Source organism: Pseudomonas sp. FP2338 (genome assembly GCF_030687515.1).
In the GTDB taxonomy this organism is placed as follows: Bacteria; Pseudomonadota; Gammaproteobacteria; order Pseudomonadales; family Pseudomonadaceae; genus Aquipseudomonas; species Aquipseudomonas salomonii.
Genome location: NZ_CP117436.1, coordinates 2,010,959 through 2,037,831 on the forward strand (window position 1 = coordinate 2,010,959; position 26,873 = coordinate 2,037,831).

At 58.7% G+C, this 26,873-nt stretch carries 23 protein-coding genes; 19 read left to right on the forward strand and 4 right to left on the reverse strand.

Annotation, left to right across the window (positions count from 1 at the left end; genetic code table 11):
- Window positions 1-230: 230 nt before the first annotated feature.
- Window positions 231-602 carry a hypothetical protein gene (locus PSH96_RS09250; protein ID WP_305458725.1) on the forward strand — a complete coding sequence of 124 codons (372 nt, stop codon included), beginning with the start codon at window positions 231-233 and terminating at the stop codon, window positions 600-602.
- Window positions 603-719: 117 nt separating this feature from the next.
- On the opposite strand, the gene PSH96_RS09255 is transcribed toward PSH96_RS09250, so the two are convergent.
- A complete protein-coding gene (locus tag PSH96_RS09255; protein ID WP_305458726.1) occupies window positions 720-2,273 on the reverse strand; it encodes a glycosyl hydrolase family 17 protein in 1,554 nt (517 codons plus the stop codon).
- 332 nt (window positions 2,274-2,605) lie between these two features.
- On the opposite strand from PSH96_RS09255, the gene PSH96_RS09260 reads away from it, so the two are divergent.
- The 3 genes from PSH96_RS09260 (at window position 2,606) to PSH96_RS09270 (ending at window position 5,748) form a co-directional block, all read left to right on the forward strand.
- Entirely contained in the window at window positions 2,606-3,457 is an 852-nt protein-coding gene (locus PSH96_RS09260) for a glycine betaine ABC transporter substrate-binding protein (RefSeq protein WP_056859736.1), read from the forward strand.
- A 324-nt stretch (window positions 3,458-3,781) separates the two neighbouring features.
- The gene (locus tag PSH96_RS09265; protein WP_110624991.1) at window positions 3,782-4,093 is read left to right on the forward strand and encodes a DUF485 domain-containing protein; all 312 of its coding nucleotides are present in this window, start codon (window positions 3,782-3,784) and stop codon (window positions 4,091-4,093) included.
- On the forward strand, window positions 4,090-5,748 hold the full coding sequence (locus PSH96_RS09270; RefSeq protein ID WP_219268143.1) for a cation acetate symporter: 1,659 nt from the start codon (window positions 4,090-4,092) through the stop codon (window positions 5,746-5,748). The genes PSH96_RS09265 and PSH96_RS09270 overlap by 4 nt, the downstream gene beginning before the upstream one ends.
- Window positions 5,749-5,908: 160 nt before the next feature.
- Here PSH96_RS09270 and gltA read toward each other — a convergent pair whose 3' ends face one another.
- Complete coding sequence (gene gltA / locus PSH96_RS09275; RefSeq protein WP_003210575.1) at window positions 5,909-7,198, reverse strand: citrate synthase; 1,290 nt, start codon at window positions 7,196-7,198, stop codon at window positions 5,909-5,911.
- Window positions 7,199-7,562: 364 nt separating this feature from the next.
- On the opposite strand from gltA, the gene sdhC reads away from it, so the two are divergent.
- The 11 genes from sdhC (at window position 7,563) to PSH96_RS09330 (ending at window position 21,660) form a co-directional block, all read left to right on the forward strand.
- Window positions 7,563-7,937 carry a succinate dehydrogenase, cytochrome b556 subunit gene (gene sdhC / locus PSH96_RS09280; RefSeq protein WP_016979564.1) on the forward strand — a complete coding sequence of 125 codons (375 nt, stop codon included), beginning with the start codon at window positions 7,563-7,565 and terminating at the stop codon, window positions 7,935-7,937.
- Window positions 7,931-8,299 (forward strand): succinate dehydrogenase, hydrophobic membrane anchor protein, encoded by a 369-nt coding sequence (gene sdhD, locus PSH96_RS09285; protein ID WP_003172805.1) that lies wholly within the window; start codon window positions 7,931-7,933, stop codon window positions 8,297-8,299. Before sdhC ends, sdhD begins: the two co-directional genes overlap by 7 nt.
- A gap of 3 nt (window positions 8,300-8,302) precedes the next feature.
- Complete coding sequence (sdhA, locus tag PSH96_RS09290; RefSeq protein ID WP_017134444.1) at window positions 8,303-10,075, forward strand: succinate dehydrogenase flavoprotein subunit; 1,773 nt, start codon at window positions 8,303-8,305, stop codon at window positions 10,073-10,075.
- Between the two features lie 11 nt (window positions 10,076-10,086).
- Entirely contained in the window at window positions 10,087-10,791 is a 705-nt protein-coding gene (locus PSH96_RS09295; protein WP_003172807.1) for a succinate dehydrogenase iron-sulfur subunit, read from the forward strand.
- Between the two features lie 261 nt (window positions 10,792-11,052).
- A complete protein-coding gene (locus PSH96_RS09300) occupies window positions 11,053-13,884 on the forward strand; it encodes a 2-oxoglutarate dehydrogenase E1 component (protein WP_017134445.1) in 2,832 nt (943 codons plus the stop codon).
- 44 nt (window positions 13,885-13,928) lie between these two features.
- Window positions 13,929-15,158 (forward strand): 2-oxoglutarate dehydrogenase complex dihydrolipoyllysine-residue succinyltransferase, encoded by a 1,230-nt coding sequence (gene odhB / locus PSH96_RS09305; protein WP_305458727.1) that lies wholly within the window; start codon window positions 13,929-13,931, stop codon window positions 15,156-15,158.
- Between the two features lie 99 nt (window positions 15,159-15,257).
- On the forward strand, window positions 15,258-16,694 hold the full coding sequence (gene lpdA / locus PSH96_RS09310; protein WP_056859732.1) for a dihydrolipoyl dehydrogenase: 1,437 nt from the start codon (window positions 15,258-15,260) through the stop codon (window positions 16,692-16,694).
- A 204-nt stretch (window positions 16,695-16,898) separates the two neighbouring features.
- Window positions 16,899-18,065, forward strand: coding sequence for an ADP-forming succinate--CoA ligase subunit beta (gene sucC / locus PSH96_RS09315; protein WP_003210567.1), 1,167 nt, complete (start codon window positions 16,899-16,901; stop codon window positions 18,063-18,065).
- Window positions 18,065-18,946: a succinate--CoA ligase subunit alpha gene (sucD, locus tag PSH96_RS09320; protein WP_056859731.1), complete on the forward strand. Its 882-nt coding sequence runs from the start codon at window positions 18,065-18,067 to the stop codon at window positions 18,944-18,946. Before sucC ends, sucD begins: the two co-directional genes overlap by 1 nt.
- Before the next feature lie 426 nt (window positions 18,947-19,372).
- On the forward strand, window positions 19,373-20,686 hold the full coding sequence (gene brnQ / locus PSH96_RS09325) for a branched-chain amino acid transport system II carrier protein (RefSeq protein ID WP_305458728.1): 1,314 nt from the start codon (window positions 19,373-19,375) through the stop codon (window positions 20,684-20,686).
- A 233-nt stretch (window positions 20,687-20,919) separates the two neighbouring features.
- Entirely contained in the window at window positions 20,920-21,660 is a 741-nt protein-coding gene (locus tag PSH96_RS09330) for a DUF599 domain-containing protein (RefSeq protein WP_305458729.1), read from the forward strand.
- A gap of 96 nt (window positions 21,661-21,756) precedes the next feature.
- Here the strand turns inward: PSH96_RS09330 and PSH96_RS09335 are convergent, their stop codons facing one another.
- The gene (locus PSH96_RS09335) at window positions 21,757-22,014 is read right to left on the reverse strand and encodes a hypothetical protein (RefSeq protein WP_056859728.1); all 258 of its coding nucleotides are present in this window, start codon (window positions 22,012-22,014) and stop codon (window positions 21,757-21,759) included.
- A 157-nt stretch (window positions 22,015-22,171) separates the two neighbouring features.
- Between PSH96_RS09335 and PSH96_RS09340 the strand changes: the two genes are divergently transcribed.
- From PSH96_RS09340 to PSH96_RS09355, 4 genes are all read left to right on the forward strand, one after another.
- Complete coding sequence (locus tag PSH96_RS09340; protein WP_305458730.1) at window positions 22,172-22,648, forward strand: PaaI family thioesterase; 477 nt, start codon at window positions 22,172-22,174, stop codon at window positions 22,646-22,648.
- Window positions 22,645-23,097, forward strand: a complete 453-nt coding sequence (locus PSH96_RS09345) for a PaaI family thioesterase (protein ID WP_056859726.1) — start codon at window positions 22,645-22,647, stop codon at window positions 23,095-23,097. Before PSH96_RS09340 ends, PSH96_RS09345 begins: the two co-directional genes overlap by 4 nt.
- An 89-nt stretch (window positions 23,098-23,186) precedes the next feature.
- On the forward strand, window positions 23,187-25,091 hold the full coding sequence (gene htpG / locus PSH96_RS09350) for a molecular chaperone HtpG (RefSeq protein WP_305458731.1): 1,905 nt from the start codon (window positions 23,187-23,189) through the stop codon (window positions 25,089-25,091).
- 66 nt (window positions 25,092-25,157) lie between these two features.
- On the forward strand, window positions 25,158-25,886 hold the full coding sequence (locus tag PSH96_RS09355; protein ID WP_305458732.1) for a dienelactone hydrolase family protein: 729 nt from the start codon (window positions 25,158-25,160) through the stop codon (window positions 25,884-25,886).
- 99 nt (window positions 25,887-25,985) lie between these two features.
- Here the strand turns inward: PSH96_RS09355 and PSH96_RS09360 are convergent, their stop codons facing one another.
- The gene (locus tag PSH96_RS09360) at window positions 25,986-26,852 is read right to left on the reverse strand and encodes a pirin family protein (RefSeq protein ID WP_305458733.1); all 867 of its coding nucleotides are present in this window, start codon (window positions 26,850-26,852) and stop codon (window positions 25,986-25,988) included.
- Window positions 26,853-26,873 lie beyond the last annotated feature (21 nt).

The window sequence follows — 26,873 nt, forward strand, 5'->3', positions numbered from 1 at the left end:
AATCCCTAAGAGGAAACGTGCTGAATGAAGTTCGCAGGCTATGACCACCGCGTTGCCACCGAAGTGCCAGCCCTCGGCACTAAAAGTCGGAAAAAACCACGGAATCGGGGGTAATAGTAGCGAGAAGATACACTTTGCAGCGCCTTGATGAACAGTTATCTGCGTACACACCTTGCTAACGGCCGCCGTGGGATTAAGCTGAGCGCCGTTTTTGCCTATCGGAGTTCGCCATGTCCCGTCGTTTGCCACTTATTCTGCTGCTTATCGCCTTGCCGTTATGGCTGGCCGCCAGTTATGGCGCCCGTTACGGTTTTATGGAAGACGGCCAGTGGGTGGGGGTCTGCGTCGATGAGGCCAGCCGCTGGGAATGCCAGCTGCGCTCGAACCTGGGGCTGATGATTCACTTCAAGGTGTTGGGCTGGGCGGCGTTGGTGACGTCGGTGCTGGCGTTTTTTGTGCCGGGCCGCGTCGGCTGGGGGTTGGCGGTGCTGGGGATGGTGTTCGGGCTGCCGGCGCTGGCGTTGTATAACACCACGTTTGCGGTGTTTGCGGTGGTGATTGCGGGGTTGCGATTGGTCAGGAAGCCTCGGGTTACTGATTAACCCGTATAAGGGCGCTTTTGTGGCGAGGGAGCTTGCTCCCGCTGGGGCGCGAAGCGGCCCCAAAAAAGCGGGAGCGCTGCGCACTCCAGCGGGAGCAAGCTCCCTCGCCACTGCTGTTTAGCCCTTGCGCACCCGCAAGCAACGCCACAAGGCTACAACCATCAGCACGCTGACCACCGCCCAACCCCACGCCTGCTGGTTCAGCAACCCTTCGCGATACAGCTGCGGCGCAACACCGGCACCGATAATGAACGCCAGCAGCGCAATCTCCCGGCGTGGCCCGGTGACCGGGCGTACCAGGTAAACCAGAGCCGGCAACACCAGCGCCGCACTCGGGAAGCTGCGATAGCGCGGGTCGAATACCAGCGCCAGCATCATCACCGCCCCTGCGAACCCGGCGATTGCCACCAGCCAGCCGGCGCGTTGTTCCAGCCAGTTGAAGCTCCGTTCACGCCAGCCTTCCCGGGCACTCAGCGCCAGTGCAGCATGGGCCAGCACGAGCAGGTTCAGCATCACCAGCAAGCCTGCCCACACCCATTCATCGTTGAAGCGCGCTGTGACGCGGGTCAGTTCAGCCCAGGTGCCGATGGAGCAGGCCGCCACTGCACCGAGCAGTGGCAGCAACAGCGCGGCACGCGTGCTGCGCACCCGGCCACCCAGCGCCAGGGTGCCCAGCAGGATCAGGCCGCCGACGCCCAGCCACAGCGGCCAATACGGCACATTGCTCACTGGCCCGGCAAGAATACCCTTGTCCTGGCGATCGGCATCAAACAAGCCCCAGTAACCACCGACGGCACCTTCGCTGGCGCGTTTCCAGGGTTGGTCAAACGCTTCGATCAGGTTGTAGCGCCAGCCATTGGCTTCGGCCATGGCCACAAAACCGCGCATGAACTTGGCCTCGTTGACCCGGCTTGGCACCGCGGTTTCGCGCTGGCGGCCTTCGCTGGGCCAGCCGGTCTCGCCGATCAGCACATCTTTAGGCGCGAATTTGTTGCCGAAGGTCTGGCGCACATCACCCACATGCTTGAGGGCTTGATCGATGCCCGACGGGTCATCTTCCCAGTACGGCAGCAGGTGAATGGTCAGGAAATCCACCGCCGGGGCGATTTCCGGGTGCTGCAGCCAGAATTCCCACACATCGGCATAAGTGACCGGCTGCTTGATCTGGCTTTTGACCTGATTGATCAGCGTCACCAACTGCTTGGCGGTGACTTCCTTGCGCAGCAGGGCCTCGTTACCGACGATCACCGAAGTGACCACATCGGGGTTGGCATTGGCAGCAGCAATCAGTTCTTTGATTTCTTTTTCGGTGGCCACCGGGTCACTGCTGACCCAGGCGCCGGCCATCAACTTCAAGCCATGCTTGCGCGCCATGCCCGGCAGGGCTTCCAGGCCGGTCATGGAGTAAGTACGGATGCATTCAAAACGGGTGGCCAGCAGTGCCAGGTCAGCGTCCATGCGCTCGGGGCGCAGTTTGAACGGCTGGTCGAACGGCGACTGGTCCTTGTCGAACGGCGTGTAGGACGCGCATTGCATCTTGTGGCTGGCACTGGCCACATCCGGCAGCACCACCGGCCGGCCGAGGCCGTACCAGTAGCCGACAAGGGCAAGCACGCCGAGGATCAAGGCGCAGAAATAGGGCAGGGCAGGGAAGCGGGCAGTCGCGGGCATGGTCAGCTTATCTGGGGGAGCAAAGGCGCGCATCTTACCCGGATTTGGCCCGTACCAGTGGGGCTGCATAATTTAGACATGCAAAGTTCGGGCGGGAAATTGACGCCAAGTCCTAGGAACTGCCCTGCTGGCGATGTGATGTCGTTTCTTGCTTACCCGAGGTCGCTGACAGAGCAGGTCCAAGGCCCCGGCAGGTTGATGATCCAAGTGTCAGCACTCCACTGGCGGGGCACCACCGTGATCGACGCGCGTGAAGGGGGCGCGATGCACCCTATAACAACAGGTTGACGTCGCTCGGCATCCGTCGGGCGCAGCACTTTCGGGGAAGTATTATGAAGATGCGACGACTCTTGGGCGCAGCTGCCACTCTGGTAGTTGCGATGGGCTCCACACTGGCCAGCGCCGACAGCAAAACCCTGAGCATCGGCTATGTAGATGGCTGGTCCGACAGCGTTGCCACCACCCATGTGGCGGCCGAGGTGATCAAGCAAAAGCTCGGTTATGACGTGAAACTGCAGGCTGTCGCCACCGGGATCATGTGGCAGGGCGTGGCCACCGGCAAACTCGACGCCATGCTGTCCGCCTGGCTACCTGTGACCCACGGTGAGTATTGGACCAAGAACAAGGACAAGGTGGTCGACTACGGCCCCAACTTCAAGGACGCGAAGATTGGCTTGATCGTGCCGGAGTACGTCAAGGCCAAGTCCATCGAAGACCTCAAGACCGACACCACCTTCAAGAACAAGATCGTCGGTATCGACGCCGGCTCAGGCGTGATGCTCAAGACCGACGAAGCGATCAAGGCCTATGGCCTGGACTATAAACTGCAAGCCAGCTCGGGTGCGGCGATGATCGCCGAACTGACCCGTGCCGAAGACAAGCAGGAATCCATTGCCGTGACCGGCTGGGTGCCGCACTGGATGTTTGCCAAGTGGAAACTGCGTTTCCTCGACGACCCAAAAGGGATTTATGGTGCTGCTGAGACCGTCAACAGCATCGGCAGCAAGGGCCTGGAGAAGAAAGCGCCGGAAGTCGCCGCTTTCCTGAAGAAATTCCAGTGGGCCTCCAAGGACGAAATCGGCGAAGTCATGCTCGCAATCCAAGAGGGCGCCAAGCCTGATGCCGCGGCCAAGGATTGGGTCGCCAAGCACCCTGAGCGTGTGGCCGAGTGGACCGCCAAATAAAGCACTAGCGCTTTAGAAGCCCCACCACAACCCTGATGTGGGAGCGGGCTTGCTGTGGCGAGGGAGCTTGCTCCCGCTGACTGCGCAGCAGTCTCCGGTTTTTTGGGGGCGCTTCGCATCCCAGCGCAAGCAAGCTTGCTCGCCACAGCAGGCCCGCTCCCACATTTTTTTGCCTGTATTCAGGCTGCTGTTTATTTGTTGACTGTAAAACTTGCTAAGTGGCCATCTCGATCTACTACTAAGGTCGTCTGGAACCTGTTCCGCAGCCGCATACAGTGGATATGTTCCAAAATAATAAAAAGCTGTGCTGCGAGGATAAAAACAATGAACGACAGCATTTACCTCTCGATTCAAAACAGCCCGCGTTTCAAGGAGCTGGTCAGGAAAAGGGAAAGGTTCGCCTGGATTCTCTCGGCGATCATGCTAGGGCTTTACTCCGCTTTCATCCTGTTGATTGCCTACGGGCCACAAGTGCTGGGCGCCAAGCTCAGCCCTGGGTCTTCGATTACCTGGGGTATTCCCTTGGGCGTCGGGCTGATTGTGTCCGCTTTCATCCTGACCGCGATCTATGTGCGTCGGGCCAATGGCGAATTTGACGACCTGAACAATGCGATTCTCAAGGAGGCTGCGCAATGATCCGGCGTCTATTGGCTATATTCGGCGCTTCGCTGTTTGCTCCGGCCGTTTGGGCGGCGGATGCATTGACCGGGGAAGTGCACAAGCAACCGCTGAACGTGTCCGCCATCGTGATGTTTGTCGCGTTTGTCGGCGCCACCCTGTGCATCACTTACTGGGCATCCAAGCGCAACAAGTCGGCGGCCGACTACTATGCGGCTGGCGGCAAGATCACCGGTTTCCAGAACGGCCTGGCGATTGCCGGTGACTATATGTCGGCGGCGTCCTTCCTGGGGATTTCCGCGCTGGTGTTCACCTCCGGCTACGATGGCCTGATCTACTCGATCGGCTTTCTGGTGGGCTGGCCGATCATTCTGTTCCTGATCGCCGAGCGCCTGCGTAACCTGGGCAAGTACACCTTTGCCGACGTGGCGTCCTATCGCCTCGGGCAAACCCAGATCCGCAGCCTGTCGGCTTGTGGTTCGCTGGTGGTGGTGGCGTTCTACCTGATCGCGCAGATGGTGGGGGCGGGCAAGCTGATCCAGCTGCTGTTCGGCCTGGACTACCACGTCGCGGTGATCCTGGTGGGTATCCTGATGTGCATGTACGTGCTGTTCGGCGGCATGTTGGCGACCACTTGGGTGCAGATCATCAAGGCGGTGCTGTTGCTGTCCGGTGCTTCGTTCATGGCGCTGATGGTGATGAAGCACGTCAACTTCGACTTCAACATGCTGTTTTCCGAGGCGATCAAGGTTCACCCTAAAGGTGAGGCGATCATGAGCCCCGGCGGCCTGGTGAAAGATCCGATCTCGGCATTCTCGCTGGGCCTGGCACTGATGTTCGGTACTGCCGGCCTGCCGCACATCCTGATGCGATTCTTCACCGTCAGCGACGCCAAGGAAGCACGTAAGAGCGTGTTGTATGCCACCGGCTTCATTGGTTACTTCTATATCCTCACGTTCATCATCGGCTTTGGCGCGATCCTGCTGGTGAGCACCAACCCGGCGTTCAAGGATGCTGCAGGCGCCTTGCTGGGCGGTAACAACATGGCGGCGGTGCACCTGGCCAACGCGGTGGGTGGCAGCATTTTCCTGGGCTTCATCTCGGCTGTGGCGTTTGCCACCATCCTGGCCGTGGTTGCCGGTTTGACCCTGGCCGGTGCTTCGGCGGTGTCCCATGACCTGTACGCCAGTGTGATCAAGAAGGGCAAGGCCAACGAGAAAGATGAGATTCGCGTGTCGAAGATCACCACCGTGGCGTTGGGCGTGTTGGCGATCGGCCTGGGTATCCTGTTCGAAAGCCAGAACATTGCGTTCATGGTCGGCCTGGCATTCTCGATTGCTGCCAGCTGTAACTTCCCGGTACTGCTGCTTTCCATGTACTGGAAAAACCTCACCACCCGTGGCGCCATGATTGGCGGCTGGCTGGGCTTGATCAGTGCCGTCGGCCTGATGATCCTGGGCCCGACCATCTGGGTGTCGATCCTGCACCATGAAAAAGCCATCTTCCCTTACGAATACCCGGCGCTGTTCTCGATGATCATTGCGTTCGTCGGCATCTGGTTCTTCTCGATCACCGACAAGTCGGCGGCGGCAGAGAAAGAGCGTGCCCTGTACTTCCCGCAGTTTGTGCGTTCACAGACTGGCCTGGGGGCAAGTGGGGCGGTTAACCACTAAGATTTGTAACGGCTACAAAAAAATGCCCCGGTCGTGAGATCGGGGCATTTTTTTGCTTTTATTGTGGGTGGATATCACAAAACTGTTTCTCAATTCCTGCACAAATAAAAACGGCCTCCTTGTGAAAGGAGGCCGTTTTTAAGACCAAATAGTTAGATGCTTACTTGCGATCTTCCAGTTTGGTGATATCACGCGACTCGTAGCCGGTGTACAGCTGGCGCGGACGGCCAATCTTGTACGGGCTGGAGAGCATTTCTTTCCAGTGCGAGATCCAGCCGACAGTACGTGCCAGGGCGAAGATCACGGTGAACATGCTGGTTGGAATGCCGATCGCCTTGAGGATGATCCCCGAGTAGAAGTCGACGTTCGGGTACAGCGAGCGTTCGATGAAGTACGGGTCGGTCAAGGCGATCTCTTCCAGGCGCATGGCCAGTTCGAGTTGCGGATCGTTCTTGATGCCCAGTTCCTTCAACACTTCGTCGCAGGTCTTTTTCATTACGGTGGCGCGTGGGTCACGGTTCTTGTAAACGCGGTGACCGAAGCCCATCAGCTTGAACGGATCGTTCTTGTCCTTGGCCTTGGCGATGAACTTGTCGATGTTCGAGACATCGCCGATTTCATCCAGCATGGTCAATACGGCTTCGTTCGCACCGCCGTGGGCAGGGCCCCACAGTGCGGCGATACCGGCGGCGATACAGGCGAACGGGTTGGCACCCGAAGAACCGGCCAGGCGTACGGTAGAGGTGGAGGCGTTCTGTTCGTGGTCGGCGTGGAGGATGAAGATCTTGTCCATCGCGGCGGCCAGCACCGGGCTGATCGGTTTGATCTCGCACGGGGTGTTGAACATCATGTGCAGGAAGTTTTCCGCGTACGTCAGGTCGTTGCGCGGGTACATCATGGGTTGACCCATGGAGTACTTGTAAACCATTGCGGCCAGGGTGGGCATCTTGGCAACCAGGCGGATCGCGGAAATTTCGCGATGCTGCGGGTTATTGATGTCCAGGGAGTCGTGATAGAAGGCCGACAGGGCGCCGACTACACCGCACATGACGGCCATCGGGTGGGCGTCGCGACGGAAGCCGTTGAAGAAGGTCTTCAACTGCTCGTGAACCATGGTGTGGTTCTTCACGGTGCTGACGAACTGGGCTTTCTGCTCGGCTGTTGGCAATTCGCCATTTAGCAGCAGGTAGCAGGTTTCCAGGTAGTCCGACTGTTCAGCCAGCTGTTCGATCGGGTAGCCGCGGTGCAGCAAAATACCATTGTCACCATCGATGTAGGTGATCTTCGACTCGCAAGAGGCGGTCGACATGAAGCCTGGGTCGAATGTGAAACGGCCCGTGGCCGTCAGGCCCCGTACGTCGATAACATCGGGACCAACGGTGCCGGTTAAAATGGGCAGCTCGACGGGGGCTGCGCCCTCGATGATCAACTGCGCTTTTTTGTCAGCCATGTGGCCTCCTATTTATGCTTCAAATCATCAGACAGACCCCCCACGCAGGGCCCGCACCACTATATTGATATAAATCCAGATGTCAATTTGCCTAAAGTCTTGCTCCAGAAGGCTTTAACCATACTTTTTCGTCGAAATTGACTGCCATTTACGCCTTTTATACCGCCAGCGCAATCAGCTATTAGGGTGAGGAGTGCGCGTTGTCATTAGTAACCTAACTGTCTATACTCGGCCACCGACCGCCAAGGGCTTTTGGGCTTGCTTTCATTGGGGGTCGCACTCCCTGGGTGGTGCTTACCTGACCAGTGCACTCCCCAACAACTTTGCCCTGATTGTTAGGGGCTCTTCAGTGTGAAAAAAAGCCGTGAATAGCCAACGACCTGTAAACCTAGACCTAAGGACCATCAAACTCCCCATCACCGGCGTTACGTCGTTCCTGCACCGTGTTTCCGGCATCATCCTGTTCCTGGGCTTGGGCATCATGCTTTATGCATTGAGCAAATCCCTGGGTTCCGAGGAAGGATACGCCGAGGTGAAGGCATGCTTGACCAGCCCGCTGGCCAAGTTCGTAGCATGGGGCCTCCTGTCCGCTCTGCTGTATCACCTGGTAGCCGGTGTGCGCCACTTGATCATGGATGCGGGTATCGGTGAGACGCTCGAAGGCGGCCGCCTGGGCTCGAAAATCATCATCGCCATTTCCGTGGTGCTGATCGTTCTGGCAGGAGTTTGGATATGGTAACCAGCGTTACGAACCTTTCGCGTTCGGGCCTCTATGACTGGATGGCACAGCGTGTGTCTGCGGTCGTTCTCGCGGCTTATTTCATTTTCCTGATCGGATACCTCGTCGCAAACCCGGGCATCGGCTATGAGCAATGGCATGGCCTGTTTTCCCACAATGCGATGCGAATCTTCAGCCTGCTGGCCCTTGTAGCCCTGGGCGCTCACGCCTGGGTCGGCATGTGGACCATCGCGACCGACTACCTCACGCCAATGGCGCTGGGCAAATCCGCGACTGCAGTCCGTTTTCTCTTCCAGGCAGTCTGCGGCGTCGCGATGTTCGCTTACTTCGTCTGGGGTGTGCAGATTCTTTGGGGTATCTGATTCATGGCTAACATTCCAACTATTTCCTTCGACGCCATCATTATTGGTGGCGGCGGTGCCGGCATGCGCGCAGCGCTGCAGCTGGCCCAGGGTGGTCACAAGACTGCCGTGATCACCAAGGTGTTCCCAACGCGGTCCCACACCGTATCGGCCCAGGGTGGCATCACCTGCGCCATCGCTTCCGCCGACCCGAACGATGACTGGCGCTGGCACATGTACGATACCGTCAAGGGTTCCGACTACATCGGTGACCAGGACGCTATCGAGTACATGTGTCAGGAAGGCCCGGCCGCCGTGTTCGAGCTGGACCACATGGGTCTGCCGTTCTCGCGTACCGAGCAAGGTCGTATCTACCAGCGTCCATTCGGCGGCCAGTCGAAGGATTACGGTAAAGGTGGGCAGGCTGCCCGTACGTGCGCCGCTTCCGACCGTACCGGTCACGCGCTGTTGCACACCCTGTATCAGGGCAACCTGAAAGCCGGTACCACGTTCCTGAACGAGTACTACGCGGTTGACCTGGTGAAGAACGCCGACGGCGCCTTCGTTGGTGTGATCGCCATCTGCATCGAAACCGGTGAAACCACTTACATCCGCGCCAAGGCTACTGTGCTGGCGACCGGCGGTGCAGGTCGTATCTACGCGTCGACCACCAATGCCCTGATCAACACCGGTGACGGCGTCGGCATGGCTCTGCGTGCTGGCGTGCCGGTACAAGACATCGAAATGTGGCAGTTCCACCCAACCGGCATCGCCGGCGCCGGTGTACTGGTTACAGAAGGTTGCCGTGGTGAAGGTGGTTACCTGATCAACAAGCATGGCGAGCGTTTCATGGAGCGTTATGCTCCGAACGCCAAAGACCTTGCCGGTCGTGACGTTGTGGCCCGTTCGATGGTTAAGGAAATCATCGCCGGTAACGGCTGTGGCCCGAATGGCGACCACGTACTGCTGAAACTCGATCACCTCGGTGAAGAAGTGCTGCACAGCCGCCTGCCAGGCATCTGCGAACTGTCCAAGACCTTTGCGCACGTTGACCCGGTGGTTGCTCCGGTGCCGGTTGTTCCGACTTGCCACTACATGATGGGCGGCGTGCCGACCAACATTCATGGCCAGGCGATCACCCAGAACGCCGAAGGCGTGGACGAGATCATCCATGGTCTGTTCGCCGTAGGCGAAGTGGCCTGCGTATCGGTACACGGTGCCAACCGCCTGGGCGGCAACTCGCTGCTCGACCTGGTGGTATTCGGTCGCGCTGCCGGCCTGCACCTGGAAAAAGCCCTGACCGACGGCATCGAATACGATGACGCCACCGACGCCAACATCGAGGCCGCCCTGGCGCGCCTGAACGCTCTGAACGAGCGTACCGATGGCGAAGACGTGGCTACCCTGCGTCGCGAGCTGCAAAGCTGCATGCAGAACTACTTCGGTGTATTCCGTACCGGCGAATACATGCAGAAGGGTATTGCCCAGCTGGCCGACCTGCGCACGCGCATCGCCAACGTCAAGATCAACGATAAGAGCCAGGCGTTCAACACCGCTCGTATCGAAGCCCTTGAGCTGCAAAACCTGCTGGAAGTGGCTGAAGCCACTGCGATCGCCGCCGAGGTTCGTAAAGAATCCCGTGGTGCCCACGCCCGTGAAGACTTTGAAGATCGCGACGACGAAAACTGGTTGTGCCACACCCTGTACTTCCCGGGTGACAAGCGCGTAACCAAACGTGCCGTGAACTTCTCGCCGAAGACGGTGCCGACGTTTGAACCGAAGATTCGGACTTACTAAGGGTGGCTGCCATGTTGAAAGTCAGTGTTTACCGTTACAACCCTGATCAGGACGCCGCGCCGTTCATGCAGGAATTTCAGGTCGATACCGGTGGTAAAGACCTGATGGTGCTGGATGTACTGGCACTGATCAAAGAGCAGGACGAAGGTTTTTCCTACCGTCGCTCTTGCCGTGAGGGCGTTTGTGGCTCCGACGGCATGAACATCAACGGCAAGAACGGCCTGGCGTGCATCACGCCGCTGTCCGCTGTTGTTAAAGGTAACAAGCTGATCGTTCGTCCACTGCCAGGTTTGCCGGTTATTCGTGACCTGGTCGTCGATATGAGCATCTTCTACAAGCAATACGAGAAAGTTAAGCCGTTCCTGCAGAACGACACGCCGGCTCCGGCCATCGAACGTCTGCAGTCCCCTGAAGAGCGTGAAAAGCTCGACGGTCTGTACGAGTGCATCCTGTGCGCTTGCTGCTCGACCTCGTGCCCGTCCTTCTGGTGGAACCCGGACAAGTTCCTGGGTCCAGCTGCTCTGCTGCAAGCGTACCGCTTCCTGGCAGACAGCCGTGACACCAAGACGTCCGAGCGTCTGGCTTCACTGGATGACCCGTTCAGCGTCTTCCGCTGCCGCGGGATCATGAACTGCGTCAACGTATGTCCCAAAGGCCTGAACCCGACTAAGGCCATTGGTCACATCCGTAACATGCTGCTGCAAAGCGGCGTGTAAGCGACGTTGTAGCAAGGCAGGACCGTTGTGCCCGTAAATGCTACGGCGCAGGCTTCAACCGGCGCCGTAGTTTTAACTTGAGCAGCGACTTACAAAGCCGCAGCTCTTATTTTGAAGAAATGAGACAAGCAGGGGCATTCGGGTTGGTACCCGAACTATCAGCGTGATCCTAAGTGGCTTGTTTTGGTCGCTGCACTTGGCCTTTTGCAAGCAAACTCGGTGTTTTCGCCGGTGGTGTCCCCAAATCGAGGGTGACCAAGCATGCAAGAAAGCGTGATGCAGCGCATGTGGAACAGCGGCTATCTTTCAGGTGGTAACGCTGCCTATGTGGAAGAGCTTTATGAGCTCTACCTGCACGACCCTAACGCTGTGCCAGAAGAATGGCGCACCAAATTTCAGACGTTGTCTTCAGACGGCAACGCTGCCACCGATGTATCGCACGCAACAATTCGCGATCAATTTGTGCTGCTGGCAAAGAACCAGCGCCGCGCCCAACCGGTTTCCGCCGGTAGCGTGAGCAGCGAGCATGAGAAGAAGCAAGTTGAAGTATTGCGACTGATCCAGGCTTACCGGATGCGTGGCCACCAGGCGGCCCAGCTTGACCCGCTGGGGCTCTGGAAGCGTCCTGCACCTGCTGACCTGTCGATCAATCATTACGGCTTGACCAATGCCGATCTTGATACGACCTTCCGTGCCGGCGACCTGTTCATCGGCAAAGAGGAAGCGAGCCTACGCGAAATTCACGAAGCGTTGCAGCAGACATATTGCCGCACCATCGGCGCTGAATTCACGCACATCACCGATTCCGAGCAGCGCCACTGGTTCCAGCATCGTCTGGAAGGTGTGCGTGGCCGTCCGGTATTGTCCGCCGACGTGCGCAGCCACTTGCTGGAGCGCGTGACCGCGGCCGAAGGCCTCGAGAAATACCTGGGTACCAAATACCCGGGCACCAAGCGTTTCGGCCTGGAAGGCGGCGAAAGCCTGATTCCAATGCTCGACGAGCTGATCCAGCGTTCCGGTTCCTACGGCACCAAGGAAATCGTGATCGGCATGGCTCACCGTGGTCGCCTGAACGTGTTGGTCAACACCTTCGGCAAGAACCCGCGTGAACTGTTCGACGAGTTCGAAGGCAAGAAGAAGGTCGAGCTGGGTTCCGGTGACGTTAAATACCACCAGGGCTTCTCGTCCAACGTAATGACCACCGGCGGTGAAGTTCACCTGGCCATGGCCTTCAACCCGTCCCACCTGGAAATCGTTTCTCCGGTGGTCGAGGGTTCGGTGCGTGCCCGCCAGGATCGTCGTAACGATTCCACCGGTGAGAAAGTCCTGCCGATTTCCATCCACGGTGACGCGGCATTCGCCGGTCAAGGCGTGGTCCTGGAAACGTTCCAGATGTCGCAGACCCGCGGCTTCAAGACCGGCGGTACGGTTCACATCGTCATCAACAACCAGGTCGGTTTCACCATCAGCAACCCGCTCGACGCGCGCTCGACCGAGTACGCGACCGACGTTGCCAAGATGATCCAGGCGCCGATCCTCCATGTGAATGGTGATGATCCGGAAGCCGTGTTGTTCGTGACCCAGCTCGCCATCGACTACCGCATGCAGTTCAAGCGTGATGTGGTCATCGACCTGGTGTGCTACCGCCGTCGCGGTCACAACGAAGCGGATGAGCCGAGCGGCACCCAGCCGTTGATGTACCAGCAGATCACCAAGCAGCGCACCACCCGTGAACTGTACGCCGACAGCCTGATTACGGCCGGTGTGGTTGACGATGCGCGTGTTCAGGCGAAAGTCGATGAATACCGCAACGCGCTGGACAACGGCCTGCATGTAGTAAAAAGCCTGGTTAAAGAGCCGAACAAAGAGCTGTTCGTGGACTGGCGCCCGTACCTGGGCCACGCCTGGACGGCGCGTCACGACACCTCGTTCGACCTCAAGACCCTGCAGGAACTGTCCGCCAAACTGCTGGAAATTCCAGATGGTTTCGTGGTGCAGCGCCAGGTTGCGAAGATCTACGAAGACCGTCAGAAGATGCAAGCCGGCGGCCTGCCGATCAACTGGGGTTACGCCGAAACCATGGCGTACGCGACCCTGGCGTTCGAAGGTCACCCGATCCGCATGACCGGCCAGGACATCGGCCGTGGTACGTTCTCGCACCGTCACGCGGTCCTGCACAACCAGAAAGACGCGACCACCTACGTACCGCTGCAACACCTGTACGAAGGCCAGCCACGTTTCGACCTGTACGACTCGTTCCTGTCCGAAGAAGCCGTACTGGCGTTCGAATACGGCTACTCCACCACCACGCCAAACGCACTGGTGATCTGGGAAGCCCAGTTCGGCGACTTCGCCAACGGTGCCCAGGTGGTTATCGACCAGTTCATCACCAGCGGCGAGCACAAGTGGGGCCGTCTGTGCGGTCTGACCATGCTGCTGCCACACGGTTATGAAGGTCAGGGTCCGGAGCACTCCTCGGCCCGTCTGGAGCGTTACCTGCAGCTGTGCGCCGAGCACAACATTCAGGTGTGCGTGCCGACTACGCCGGCCCAGATCTACCACTTGCTGCGTCGCCAGGTGATCCGCCCGCTGCGCAAGCCGCTGGTAGTGCTGACCCCGAAATCGCTGTTGCGTCACAAATTGGCCATCTCGACCCTGGAAGATCTGGCCGACGGTTCGTTCCAGACCGTGATTCCAGAAATCGACACCCTGGACGCTGCCAAGGTCACTCGCCTGGTCCTGTGCAGCGGCAAGGTTTACTACGACTTGCTGGAAAAACGCCGTGCCGAAGGCCGCGAAGACATCGCCATCGTGCGTATCGAGCAGCTTTACCCGTTCCCGGAAGACGACCTGATGGAGGCCATCGCGCCTTACACCAACCTCACCCATGCGGTGTGGTGCCAGGAAGAACCGATGAACCAGGGCGCGTGGTACAGCAGCCAGCATCATTTGCGTCGCAGCATCGGTAACCACAAAACAGGCCTGGGCCTGGAGTACGCCGGTCGTGATGCTTCTGCTGCACCTGCGTGTGGTTATGCGTCGATGCACGCCGAGCAGCAGGAAAAACTGCTGCAAGATGCTTTCACTGTTTAACGCCTTCGCGCTGACTGAAACCGAATTTTAAGGACCCACAGATAATGGCTATCGAAATCAAAGCCCCGTCATTCCCGGAATCGGTTGCCGATGGCACCGTTGCCACCTGGCACAAGAAACCAGGCGACGCTGTAAAGCGTGACGACCTGATCGTCGACATCGAGACCGACAAAGTCGTTCTGGAAGTGTTGGCCGAAGCTGACGGCGTGCTGGGCGCGATCGTGGCTGAAGAGGGCGCTACCGTCCTGTCGAACCAGATCCTGGGCTCGATCGAAGCGGGCGGCGCTGCTGCTCCGGCCGCTGCTGCTGCTCCAGCTCCAGCTGCCGCGCCTGCCGCTGCCGCTGCCGCTCCGGCTGCAGGTGGTGAAGACCCGATCGCTGCACCGGCTGCGCGTCAGCTGGCTGAAGAAAATGGCATCAACCTGGCGTCCCTCAAGGGCACCGGCAAAGACGGCCGCGTAACCAAGGAAGACGTGGTTGCGGCTGTTGAAGCCAAGAAAAACGCTCCGGCTGCCGCACCGGCCAAGGCTGCAGCACCTGCTGCCGCTGCGCCTGTGTTCGCTGCTGGCGACCGCACCGAGAAGCGCGTACCGATGACTCGTGTACGTGCCACCGTGGCCAAGCGTCTGGTTGAAGCACAGTCGAACATGGCGATGCTGACCACCTTCAACGAAGTCGACATGACCGAAGTCATGGCCCTGCGTTCGAAGTACAAGGATCTGTTCGAGAAGTCCCACAATGGCGTGCGCCTGGGCTTCATGTCGTTCTTCGTGAAAGCGGCCACCGAAGCGCTGAAACGCTTCCCGGCAGTCAACGCTTCCATCGACGGCAGCGACATCGTTTACCACGGCTATGCAGACGTCGGCGTTGCCGTGTCCAGCGACCGTGGCCTGGTAGTGCCGGTTCTGCGTAACGCCGAGCTGATGAGCCTGGCTGAAATCGAAGGCGGCATCGCCGGCTTCGGCAAGAAAGCCCGTGACGGCAAGCTGACCATCGACGAGATGACCGGCGGTACCTTCACCATCACCAACGGTGGTACCTTCGGTTCGATGATGTCGACCCCGATCGTCAACCCGCCGCAAGCTGCGATCCTGGGCATGCACAACATCATCCAGCGTCCGATGGCCATCAACGGCCAAGTCGTGATCCGCCCGATGATGTACCTGGCGCTGTCGTACGATCACCGCCTGATCGATGGTAAAGAAGCCGTGACTTTCCTGGTAACCATCAAGAACCTGCTGGAAGACCCGGCTCGTCTGCTGCTGGATATCTGATAGAAGCAGCCTCACGTTGCGAGCTGCAAGCTGTAGGAACAAGCAGCTTGGTTTGCAGCGTGGGGCTAAAAGCTTGTCGCAAATAGAGGATCTATTTTCATGACACAGAAATTTGACGTTGTAGTGATTGGTGCCGGTCCTGGCGGCTACGTTGCCGCCATCAAGGCCGCACAACTGGGCCTCTCGACTGCTTGCATCGAAAAATACACCGACAAGGAAGGCAAACTGGCGCTGGGCGGTACTTGCCTGAACGTTGGTTGCATTCCTTCCAAGGCGCTGCTGGACAGCTCCTGGAAATTCCACGAAGCCCAGGACGGTTTCGCGATCCATGGCATCAACCATGCTGGCGTGACCATGGACGTGCCAGCAATGGTCGGCCGTAAAGCCAACATCGTTAAAGGCCTGACTTCCGGCGTTGCCACCTTGTTCAAGGCCAACGGCGTCACTTCCCTGCAAGGCCACGGCAAGCTGCTGGCCGGCAAGAAAGTTGAAATCACCAAGCCGGACGGTTCGGTTGAAGTCATCGAAGCCGAAAACGTGATCCTGGCACCAGGTTCGCGTCCAATCGACATTCCGCCTGCTCCAGTTGACCAGAACGTGATCGTTGATTCGACCGGCGCCCTGGAATTCCAATCGGTTCCTAAGCGTCTGGGCGTGATCGGCGCTGGCGTAATCGGCCTGGAACTGGGTTCGGTATGGTCGCGCCTGGGTTCTGAAGTGACTGTGCTGGAAGCCCTGGACACGTTCCTGCTGGCTGCCGACACCGCAGTGTCCAAAGAAGCGTTGAAAACCCTGACCAAACAAGGTCTGGACATCAAGCTGGGCGCCCGTGTTACCGGTTCCAAGGTCAACGGCGAAGAAGTCGTTGTGACCTACACCGATAAAGAAGGCGAGCAGACCATCACCTTCGACAAGCTGATCGTAGCCGTGGGTCGCCGTCCAGTGACCACCGACCTGCTGGCTTCCGACAGCGGCGTGAACATCGACGAGCGTGGTTTCATCCACGTTGACGATCACTGCGCTACCACCGTGCCAGGCGTGTACGCCATCGGCGACGTGGTGCGCGGCATGATGCTGGCGCACAAGGCTTCCGAAGAAGGCATCATGGTTGTCGAGCGCATCAAGGGTCACAAAACCCAGATGAACTACGACCTGATCCCATCGGTTATCTACACCCACCCGGAAATTGCATGGGTCGGTAAAAACGAACAGCAGTTGAAAGCTGAAGGCGTTGAAGTTAACGTCGGCACCTTCCCGTTTGCCGCTTCTGGCCGTGCCATGGCAGCTAACGACACCGGTGGTTTTGTCAAAGTCATCGCTGATGCCAAGACTGACCGCGTATTGGGCGTCCACGTGATTGGCCCGAGCGCTGCAGAACTGGTTCAGCAAGGCGCGATCGGCATGGAATTCGGCACCAGTGCCGAAGACCTGGGCATGATGGTCTTCTCCCATCCGACCCTGTCCGAAGCGTTGCACGAAGCAGCGTTGGCTGTGAATGGCGGCGCCATCCACATCGCCAACCGCAAGAAGCGCTAAGCGAGATAATAAGAAACCACGGCGGAGTTGCCCGTCGTGAGCCTTGCGCGCAAGACTCACCGCGGAATATCCGCTGGACGCAGCCTTGCACAGCTTTACGGGTGTTAAGCCCAGCAAGTTGTGCAAGCAGCAGTCACAGGTGGCGCGGCACTCATAATGAGCGCAGCGCCGAATGCGCAGTACCTAACGAAGACGGTAAAAAGCATGAATCTTCACGAGTATCAGGGTAAGCAGCTGTTCGCTGAATACGGCCTGCCAGTATCCAAGGGTTACGCAGTAGACACCCCGGAAGCAGCAGCAGAAGCTTGCGACAAAATCGGTGGTACCGAATGGGTTGTCAAAGCCCAGGTCCACGCTGGTGGTCGCGGTAAAGCGGGCGGCGTTAAGCTGGTTCGCAGCAAAGAAGACGCCAAGGCCTTCGCACAGCAGTGGCTGGGCAAGCGTCTGGTGACTTACCAGACTGATGCCAATGGCCAGCCAGTCACCAAGATCCTGGTTGAATCGTGCACTGATATCGCTAAAGAGCTGTACCTGGGCGCTGTCGTTGACCGTTCGAGCCGTCGCATCGTGTTCATGGCCTCCACCGAAGGTGGCGTGGACATTGAGAAGATCGCCGAAGAAACCCCAGAAAAAATTCTGAAAGCCACTATCGATCCACTGGTTGGCGCTCAGCCATTCCAGGGTCGCGAGCTGGCTTTCCAGCTGGGCCTGGAAGGCAAGCAAGTTGCCCAGTTCGCCAAGATCTTCGTAGGTCTGGCCAAACTGTTCCAGGATCACGATCTGGCCCTGCTGGAAGTGAACCCGCTGGTGATCAAGGCTGACGGCGATCTGCACTGCCTCGACGCCAAGATCAACATCGACGCCAACGCCATGTACCGTCAGCCTAAGCTGAAGACTTTCCACGATCCGTCGCAAGACGATCCGCGCGAAGCGCACGCTGCCAAGTTCGAACTGAACTACGTAGCCCTGGAAGGTAACATCGGTTGCATGGTCAACGGTGCTGGCCTGGCCATGGGTACCATGGACATCGTCAACCTGCATGGCGGCAAACCAGCCAACTTCCTCGACGTAGGCGGTGGTGCTACCAAAGAACGCGTGACTGAAGCCTTCAAGATCATCCTGTCCGACTCCAACGTCGCCGCAGTATTGGTCAACATTTTCGGCGGCATCGTTCGTTGCGACATGATTGCCGAAGGCATCATCGGTGCAGTGAAAGAAGTCGGCGTTAAAATCCCGGTTGTTGTTCGCCTTGAAGGTAACAACGCTGAACTGGGCGCTAAAGTACTGGCAGAAAGCGGTTTGAACATCATCGCGGCTACCAGCCTGACCGACGCTGCTCAACAAGTTGTCAAAGCTGCGGAGGGCAAATAATGAGCGTCCTGATCAATAAAGACACCAAAGTTATCTGCCAGGGTATTACCGGTTCGCAAGGTAGTTTCCACACCCAGCAAGCGATCGAATACGGCACCAAGATGGTTGGCGGCGTAACGCCGGGCAAAGGCGGCACCGAGCACCTGGGCCTGCCAGTGTTCAACACCGTGAAAGATGCTGTAGCTGCCACTGGCGCCACCGCCAGTGTGATCTACGTTCCAGCTCCTTTCTGCAAGGACTCCATCCTGGAAGCGGCATTCGGCGGCATCAAGCTGATCGTTTGCATCACCGAAGGCATTCCTACCCTGGACATGCTGGACGCTAAAGTTAAGTGCGACGAGCTGGGCGTAGTCCTGATCGGCCCTAACTGCCCAGGCGTGATCACCCCAGGCGAATGCAAGATCGGCATCATGCCAGGTCACATTCACTTGCCAGGCAAAGTCGGTATCGTTTCGCGTTCCGGCACCCTGACCTACGAAGCTGTGAAGCAGACCACTGACGCCGGTTTCGGTCAGTCGACTTGCGTCGGCATCGGCGGTGACCCGATCCCAGGCTCCAACTTCATCGACATCCTGAAGCTGTTCCAGGAAGACCCGAAGACCGAAGCGATCGTAATGATCGGTGAGATCGGCGGTTCGGCTGAAGAAGAAGCCGCTGCCTACATCAAGGCCAACGTGACCAAGCCGGTTGTTTCCTACATCGCTGGTGTGACTGCCCCTGCGGGCAAGCGCATGGGCCATGCTGGCGCAATCATCTCCGGCGGCAAGGGCACTGCAGACGAGAAGTTTGCTGCCCTGGAAGACGCAGGCGTTAAAACCGTGCGTTCGCTGGCAGACATCGGCAAGGCTTTGTCCGAGCTGACCGGTTGGGCTGTCAAGTAAGCCTCGCGCTTAGCTGACGCTTCACCACACAAAGGCCACCTTCGGGTGGCCTTTGTGCATTCTGGGTATCTCCATTTTGGCAAATGTACCCGGTTCCCTGTGGGAGCTGTTTGCCTGCGATGGCATCGACTCATTTTGGCTGATGCACCGAGGTGTCTGCATCGCAGGCAAGCCAGCTCCCACAGGGGCGGCATTGCCAGATTAAGTATGAAAAGGCGACATTTGAATGTCGCTTATCGGACAGTCCGCCCCGCAACAGTGCGTTTGTCGGCTTAATTCTGTACTCTAGCCGCCTCTTTATGCGTCCGCCTCCCAAAAGGAAGCCGCGCGCTAGACCGGTCGGTCCCCATCAGGGCCGGCAGCAGTTCCCTCATCCACAGGGAATCCCTCTCTAAATTCCGATTCAGTAGTGTGGTATTTCCTGAAATGAAAGTGTTGAAAAGCCAGGACATCCTGGCGTTAGGCTTTATGACGTTTGCCCTGTTCGTGGGCGCCGGTAACATCATCTTCCCGCCTATCGTTGGTTTGCAGTCCGGGCCGCACGTCTGGATGGCAGCGCTGGGCTTCCTGATCACCGCGGTCGGTTTGCCGGTGGTTACCGTGATTGCCCTGGCCAAAGTCGGCGGCGGCATGGACGCGTTGAGCAGCCCGATCGGCAAGATCGCCGGTGGCCTGCTGGCGGCGGCAGCGTACCTGGCGGTAGGCCCGCTGTTCGCCACCCCGCGTACCGCGACCGTTTCGTTTGAAGTGGGCCTGGCGCCGCTGACCGGCGAAAGCCCGCTGGCACTGTTCCTCTACAGCTCGGTGTACTTCCTGCTGGTGTTCTTCATTTCCCTGTACCCAGGGCGTCTGCTGGACACCGTAGGGCGTTTCCTTGCACCGTTGAAGATCATCGCCCTGGCCGTGCTGGGCATCGCCGCGTTTGCCTTGCCGGCCGGTGATGTCGGTGTCGCCACCCCGGAATACGTCGCTGCACCGTTCTCCCAGGGGTTTATCAATGGTTACCTGACCATGGACACCCTCGGCGCGCTGGTATTCGGCATCGTTATCGTCAACGCAATTCGTTCCCGTGGTGTTGAGTCGCCCACGCTGATTACCCGTTACGCGATCATCGCCGGGCTGATTGCCGGCGTGGGCCTGGCGCTGGTGTACATCAGCCTGTTCCGCCTGGGTTCGGGCAGCCATGCCGTGGCGGCCGGTGCCAGCAATGGCGCTGCAGTGCTGCACGCCTACGTGCAACACACGTTCGGCTCCCTGGGCAGTGGCTTCCTTGCGGTGCTGATCTCCCTGGCGTGCCTGGTCACTGCCGTGGGCCTGACCTGTGCCTGCGCCGAGTACTTCAGCAAGGTCCTGCCACTGTCCTACAAGACGCTGGTGGTGATCCTGGCGCTGTTCTCGCTGTTCGTGTCCAACCTGGGCCTGACCAAGCTGATTGCCTTCTCGATCCCGGTACTCACCGCGATCTACCCGCCGTGCATCGTGCTGGTGGCCCTGAGCTTCTGCAAAGACTTCTGGCAGGAGCAGGGCCGTATTGTTGGCCCGGTGATGCTGGTGTCGTTCATCTTTGGTTGCATCGATGCGCTTAAAGGCGCTGGCTTGGCCGATTGGATGCCTGCACAGTTGGCGCACCTGCCGCTGAGCGAGCAAGGTTTGGCGTGGCTGGTGCCGTCGGTGATGACGCTGGTCGTGGCGGTAGTGGTCGACCGTATGCTCGGCAAGCGTAGCGAAGCCATCGCCTGACCCGCGCTGCACGCTTCACGGAAATGCCCCGTATCAATCGATACGGGGCATTTTTTATGCCTGCAAGACCACAACCTCTAAAGTGTGGAATACGGTCCGTGTGGGAGCGGGCTTGCCTGCGATGGCGTTGGTTCAGTCACTGCTGTGTCGCCTGATCCACCGCAATCGCAGGCAAGCCAGCTCCCACCTTTTTAACCGTGTTCGTCTTCATCCATCGCATACAAGGCCCGCGCATGTCGTTCATCGAAACCAACCAAATCCACCTGCTGGCCGCCTTCTGGTTTGCCCTGTGCTGGGGCGGTTACACCCGTTATGCCAGCTGGAAAGCCCGTGACACCGCATGCCTGGCCAGCGTGCTGCATCTGTATCGCGAAGACTGGATGCGCCGCATGCTGCTGCGTGATAACCGTATTGCCGACGCCAGCGTGATCGGCAACCTGGAGCGCAATGCCTCGTTCTTTGCCTCCAGCACACTGATAATCCTCGCCGGTATTCTTACCGTGCTGGGCGCATCTGAGCGGGCGGTATCCTTGCTGGCAGACATTCCCATGGTGCAGCAAGTGTCCCAGGGCATGTCGGAAATCAAGCTGCTGTGCCTGGCGCTGGTGTTCGTCTACGCGTTCTTCACGTTCAGTTGGTGCATGCGCCAATACAATTTTGCCGCCGTGCTGGTGGGCTCGGCGCCGATGATCGGTGAGCGGCATGTGTCGGAGCAGGAGCGCAAGGCGTTTGCCCTGCGGGCGGCGCGAGTGATTTCGATGGCGGCCAACCAATTCAACTTTGGCCTGCGTGCGTATTACTTCGGCATGACCATGCTGGCCTGGTTTGTCAGCCCCTGGTTGTTCATGCTGATGAGCAGCGGGGTGGTGCTGGTGCTGTATCGCCGCGAGTTTCATTCCGACGTACTGCAGGTGATGGTCTACACGCCGACCGATATGCCAGTGGCGGAGCCGGCTAAAGACGCCGTGTCTTAACTGGAAGCACCGGTGTTAGTGCGGTTTTATAAAAACGCAGACAAAGAAAAGCCCGCTCTATAAGCGGGCTTTCTTTTTGCAGCAAAGACCAGGCTATTAAGGCTTGGCAGGTGCTGTTGGAGTAGCGGTGCCGTCTTCTTTCGCTTTTTCAGCGTTCGCATCAGCCTGAGCTTTTGCAGCATCGGCGTTTTCTTTTGCAGCGTCGTTCACTTTATCCTGTGCTTTGGCCATGTCTTTCTGAGCTTGCTCAGCATGCGATTGAGCATCTTGGGCTTTGTCTTCGGATTTCTTATCGCAGGCAGCGAGACCGAGGGCAGCGGCCAACATCATGGAAATAGCTAAAGTCTTGCGCATGGGGTGTTTCTCCTTATGGATATATCTACTGGCCTTTCGAGCTTAGACGGCCAGCATTAGTTCCTTTTGTTTCAAAGATATATAAAACACCACCGCCAAGGAACTTTTAGCCCTAACCCCATACTGCGTAAACCGACACTAATAAGAGTCTGCACACATGACCGAAAACCCCCTGTTAGAGCGTGCCACGCGCTTTGTTTCGGCCCTGCGCCATTGCCAGGTGCTGGGCATCATTGTCCATGCCGCCAGGCAGGAGGGCATGACGCTGGCCCTGCCTTACGGCCCGCATATCGTCGGCGACCCTCAGACCGGCGTGATTCACGGCGGCGCGCTGACCTCATTGATGGACACTGCCTGCGGCTTGGCCACGCTGTGCGTGCTGCCGGAGTTCGAGGTGTGCCCGACCCTGGATTTGCGCGTCGACTATATGCATCCCGCCGAGCCGCATAAGCCGGTGTATGGCTTTGCACAATGCTACCGGGTGACCACCGACGTGATCTTCACCCGTGGGTTCGCCTACCAGGATGACCCGCAACAGCCCATCGCCCACGTGGTGGGCACCTTCATGCGCATGGGCAAGCGCCTCAAAGGCGCGCAAGGACTGGGTAGCACCATCAAGGGAGACCAGGCATGACGCACCGATTCAAGACCCGCCTCGAACAGGCCCATGAGCGTGGTGACTATGAGGCGCTGCTCAATCTGGTGCCCTACGCCAAGCTGATCGGCATTGAATGCTCAAGGCTGGGGGATGAACTGCTGTTTCGCCTGCCGGCCAACAAGGACAATATTGGTAACCCGATATTACCGGCGCTGCACGGTGGCGTGATCGCAGGTTTTATGGAACTGTCGGCGGCGTTACATTTGCTGGTATTTACCGGCGCGCCGGGCTTGCCGAAAATCATCGATTTTTCCCTGGATTACCTGCGCGCCGGGCAGTTTCGCGACACCTACGCCAAATGCCAGGTGTGGCGCCAGGGCCGGCGGGTGGCGAATGTGGCGGTCACCGCCTGGCAAAGCACCGCCGCCGAGCCGATTGCCACCGCCCGCGCCCATTTCAAAATTGAGGAATGGGTGCGCCCTTGAAATCCTGGTCTTAGCCCCCAACTTTGATGACAACCCGCCGCCAACCCTTTCGGGCGCGGCCACTGCCATCCAATTGGAGTTTGATGACCATGAGTGTGGAAACTCAAAAGGAAACCCTGGGCTTCCAGACCGAGGTGAAGCAACTGCTGCACCTCATGATCCATTCGCTGTATTCCAACAAGGAAATCTTCCTTCGCGAATTGATCTCGAACGCCTCTGACGCTGTCGACAAATTACGTTTCGAAGCCCTCTCCAAGCCTGAGTTGCTGGAAGGTGGCGCTGAACTGAAAATCCGTGTGAGCTTCGACAAGGACGCCAAGACCGTCACCCTCGAAGACAACGGCATCGGCATGAGCCGCGAAGACGCGATTACTCATCTGGGTACTATCGCCAAATCCGGCACCGCAGACTTCATGAAGAACCTGTCGGGCCACCAGAAGAAAGATTCGCACCTGATCGGCCAGTTCGGCGTGGGCTTCTATTCGGCCTTCATCGTCGCCGACAAGGTTGAAGTATTCAGCCGCCGCGCCGGCCTTGACGCCAGCGAAGGCGTGCACTGGGCCTCCAAAGGCGAGGGCGAGTTCGAAATCGCCACTGTCGACAAGGCTGACCGCGGTACGCGTATCGTGCTGCACCTCAAAGCGGCTGAAGATGAGTTCGCCGACGGCTACCGCCTGCGCAATATCATCAAGAAATATTCCGACCACATCGCTTTGCCCATCGAACTGCCGAAAGAACAAGCGGCTGTCGAGGGCGAAGAAAAACCTGCCCAGGAATGGGAAGTGGTCAACCGTGCCAGCGCCTTGTGGACCCGCCCTCGTACTGAAGTCAAAGACGAGGAATACCAGGAGTTCTACAAGCACATCGCTCACGACTACGAAAACCCGCTGAGCTGGAGCCATAACAAGGTCGAAGGCAAGCTGGAATACAGCTCGCTGCTCTACGTGCCGGCCCGCGCTCCGTTCGACCTGTACCAGCGTGAAGCGCCGAAAGGCCTGAAGCTGTACGTGCAGCGCGTGTTCGTGATGGACCAGGCAGAATCCTTCCTGCCGCTGTACCTGCGCTTCATCAAGGGTGTGGTCGACTCCAACGACCTGTCGCTGAACGTGTCGCGGGAAATCCTGCAGAAAGACCCGATCATCGACTCCATGAAGTCGGCGCTGACCAAGCGCGTGCTCGACATGCTGGAAAAACTGGCGAAGAACGAGCCTGAGCAATACAAGGGCTTCTGGAAAAACTTCGGCCAGGTCATGAAAGAAGGCCCGGCGGAAGATTTCGCCAACAAGGAAAAAATTGCCGGCCTGCTGCGTTTTGCCTCGACTCAGGGTGACGACGGCGAGCAGGTTGTGTCGCTGGCCGAGTACCTGGCACGCGCCAAGGAAGGTCAGGACAAGATCTACTACCTGACCGGCGAAACCTACGCGCAGGTCAAGAACAGCCCGCACCTGGAAGTCTTCCGCAAGAAAGGCATCGAAGTGCTGCTGTTGACCGACCGTATCGACGAGTGGCTGATGAGCTACCTCAGCGAGTTCGACGGCAAGACCTTCGTCGACGTGGCCCGTGGTGACCTGGACCTGGGTAACCTGGACTCCGAAGAAGAGAAGAAGGAAGCCGAAGAAGTCGCCAAGGCTAAAGAAGGCCTGGTTGAGCGAATCAAGACTGCTTTGGGCGATGCCGTCAGCGAAGTCCGGGTTTCCCACCGTCTGACCGATTCCCCGGCGATTCTGGCCATCGGCGAGCAGGACCTGGGCATGCAAATGCGTCAGATCCTTGAAGCCAGCGGTCAGAAGGTGCCGGACTCCAAGCCGATCTTCGAATTCAACCCGGCTCACCCGCTGATCGAGAAACTCGATGGCGAGCAGAGTGAAGAGCGTTTTGGCGACCTGTCGCACATTCTCTTCGACCAGGCAGCCCTGGCCGCCGGTGACAGCCTTAAAGATCCGGCCGCGTATGTGCGCCGCTTGAACAAGCTGTTGGTTGAACTGTCGGTTTAACACCGTTGTAGAAAAACCCGCTTCGGCGGGTTTTTTCGTTCTAACGCACCTCAACTGGAGTAAATGATGAGCCAAGTCACTGTACGTTCCGTGGTCTATCAGATTGATGGCCAGTCCTATGAAAGCCGCCTGGCGTTCGACGCCAGCCACAACGGCCCGTTGCCGGGCCTGCTGATGGCGCCGAACTGGATGGGTGTGAGTGCGGGTGCCGAGGAAATCGCCAAAAGCGTGGCCAGCCAAGGCTACGTGGTGCTGATCGCCGACCTGTACGGGCAAACCGTGCGCCCGACGAATGGCGATGAAGCCGGCGCTGCGATGATGCCGTTGAAGAACGATAACCCGGCGCTGCTCAAGCGCATGCAGGCGGCCTTTGAGCAACTGCAAAGCCAGACCGAAGCGGCCGTTGATACCTCGAAGCTTGCGACCTTCGGTTTCTGCTTTGGTGGTTTCTGCTCGCTGGAGCTGGCACGTACCGGTGCGCCGTTGAAGGCTGCTGTGTCGTTCCACGGCACGATCGACACACAAAACCCGGCAGGTGCCAAGCACGTCAAGGGTTCGGTGCTGGTGCTGCACGGCGCGTCCGATCCGTTGGTGCCGAAAGAGCAACTGCCGGCGTTTGAGCAAGAAATGAACGCCGCCGGTGTGGATTGGCAGTTGCTGAGCTACGGCGGCGCGGTGCATTCCTTTACTGACCCGCACGCCAATGTGCCGGGCAAGATGATGTACGACGCAAAGACGGCCAAACGGGCGTTCCAGTCGATGCATAACCTGCTGGACGAAGTGTTCAAGGGCTAAAGCTTTAGCGCCTGTTCCGGCCTCATCGCAGGCAAGCCAGCTCCCACACTTTGAATTGTGAAAACAATCGACAGGTGGGAGCTGGCTTGCCTGCGATAGCTATCTGACAGGCAACTCAATCCTTTCAGACTCACCCGGCACCGTCGGCCAGTCCCCGGCCGCCCAACGCTGCCTGGCTTGTTCAATCACTGCCGGATCGCTTGCGACAAAATTCCAGTTGATCCGCCGTGGCCCATCCAGGGGCGCGCCGCCGAACACCACCACGTGGCAATCGCTTTCAGCAAACAAGGTCATCGCCTGCCCGCTCGGCAACACCACCAGGCTATGCGCCTCGACTGCCTCACCGTCCAACTGCGCATCGCCGTCCAGCACATACACCGCCCGTTCTTCATGCTCATCCGGGATCAGCAAGGTGGTGGCCGTCTGCATCTGCACTTCGGCATACAGCGTGGGTGACAGCACCGGCACCGGCGATTTAAGGCAGAAGCCCGAGCCTGCGATCAGGCGAATCTGCACGCCCAGGTTGTCGCTCACCGGCAGGCTCGCCGCCGGATGATGGCTGTAGTGGCCCGGACCGGTTTCGTGGTCTTTGGGCGAGGCCAGCCACACTTGCAGGCCATGCAGGCTGAAGCCGCTGGCCTTGATGGCATCGGGCGTGCGTTCGACGTGGGCAATTGCGCTGCCGGCGGTCATCCAACTGACGTCACCGGCTTGGACCACCTGGTCCGAGCCCAGGCTGTCCTTGTGCTGCAAGGCGCCTTCGAACAGATAGGTGAGGGTGGACAGCCCGATATGCGGGTGCTGGCGAATATTCATGCCGGTGCCGGGCGCATAACGGGTCAGCAACATGTGGTCGAAAAACACAAAAGGCCCGACGCTGCGGCATTCGCGTGACGGCAGCGGTCGCAGGATCGGCTGGCCTTCGACGTCTTCGGCGCGCGGGCGGATCACGGTGAGGGTGGTCATGGGGCGTCCCTGTCTGAGCGG

Coding starts and splice junctions, on each gene's coding strand:
- lpdA (WP_056859732.1), top strand. CDS start 15,258: ATGACACAGAAATTTGACGTTGTAGTGATTGGTGCCGGTCCTGGCGGC.
- PSH96_RS09250 (WP_305458725.1), top strand. CDS start 231: ATGTCCCGTCGTTTGCCACTTATTCTGCTGCTTATCGCCTTGCCGTTA.
- PSH96_RS09330 (WP_305458729.1), top strand. CDS start 20,920: ATGTCGTTCATCGAAACCAACCAAATCCACCTGCTGGCCGCCTTCTGG.
- PSH96_RS09335 (WP_056859728.1), bottom strand. CDS start 22,014: ATGCGCAAGACTTTAGCTATTTCCATGATGTTGGCCGCTGCCCTCGGT.
- PSH96_RS09345 (WP_056859726.1), top strand. CDS start 22,645: ATGACGCACCGATTCAAGACCCGCCTCGAACAGGCCCATGAGCGTGGT.
- PSH96_RS09265 (WP_110624991.1), top strand. CDS start 3,782: ATGAACGACAGCATTTACCTCTCGATTCAAAACAGCCCGCGTTTCAAG.
- PSH96_RS09360 (WP_305458733.1), bottom strand. CDS start 26,852: ATGACCACCCTCACCGTGATCCGCCCGCGCGCCGAAGACGTCGAAGGC.
- brnQ (WP_305458728.1), top strand. CDS start 19,373: ATGAAAGTGTTGAAAAGCCAGGACATCCTGGCGTTAGGCTTTATGACG.
- PSH96_RS09300 (WP_017134445.1), top strand. CDS start 11,053: ATGCAAGAAAGCGTGATGCAGCGCATGTGGAACAGCGGCTATCTTTCA.
- sdhA (WP_017134444.1), top strand. CDS start 8,303: ATGGCTAACATTCCAACTATTTCCTTCGACGCCATCATTATTGGTGGC.
- PSH96_RS09295 (WP_003172807.1), top strand. CDS start 10,087: ATGTTGAAAGTCAGTGTTTACCGTTACAACCCTGATCAGGACGCCGCG.
- sucD (WP_056859731.1), top strand. CDS start 18,065: ATGAGCGTCCTGATCAATAAAGACACCAAAGTTATCTGCCAGGGTATT.
- PSH96_RS09340 (WP_305458730.1), top strand. CDS start 22,172: ATGACCGAAAACCCCCTGTTAGAGCGTGCCACGCGCTTTGTTTCGGCC.
- PSH96_RS09355 (WP_305458732.1), top strand. CDS start 25,158: ATGAGCCAAGTCACTGTACGTTCCGTGGTCTATCAGATTGATGGCCAG.
- htpG (WP_305458731.1), top strand. CDS start 23,187: ATGAGTGTGGAAACTCAAAAGGAAACCCTGGGCTTCCAGACCGAGGTG.
- odhB (WP_305458727.1), top strand. CDS start 13,929: ATGGCTATCGAAATCAAAGCCCCGTCATTCCCGGAATCGGTTGCCGAT.
- sucC (WP_003210567.1), top strand. CDS start 16,899: ATGAATCTTCACGAGTATCAGGGTAAGCAGCTGTTCGCTGAATACGGC.
- gltA (WP_003210575.1), bottom strand. CDS start 7,198: ATGGCTGACAAAAAAGCGCAGTTGATCATCGAGGGCGCAGCCCCCGTC.
- PSH96_RS09260 (WP_056859736.1), top strand. CDS start 2,606: ATGAAGATGCGACGACTCTTGGGCGCAGCTGCCACTCTGGTAGTTGCG.
- sdhD (WP_003172805.1), top strand. CDS start 7,931: ATGGTAACCAGCGTTACGAACCTTTCGCGTTCGGGCCTCTATGACTGG.
- PSH96_RS09270 (WP_219268143.1), top strand. CDS start 4,090: ATGATCCGGCGTCTATTGGCTATATTCGGCGCTTCGCTGTTTGCTCCG.
- PSH96_RS09255 (WP_305458726.1), bottom strand. CDS start 2,273: ATGCCCGCGACTGCCCGCTTCCCTGCCCTGCCCTATTTCTGCGCCTTG.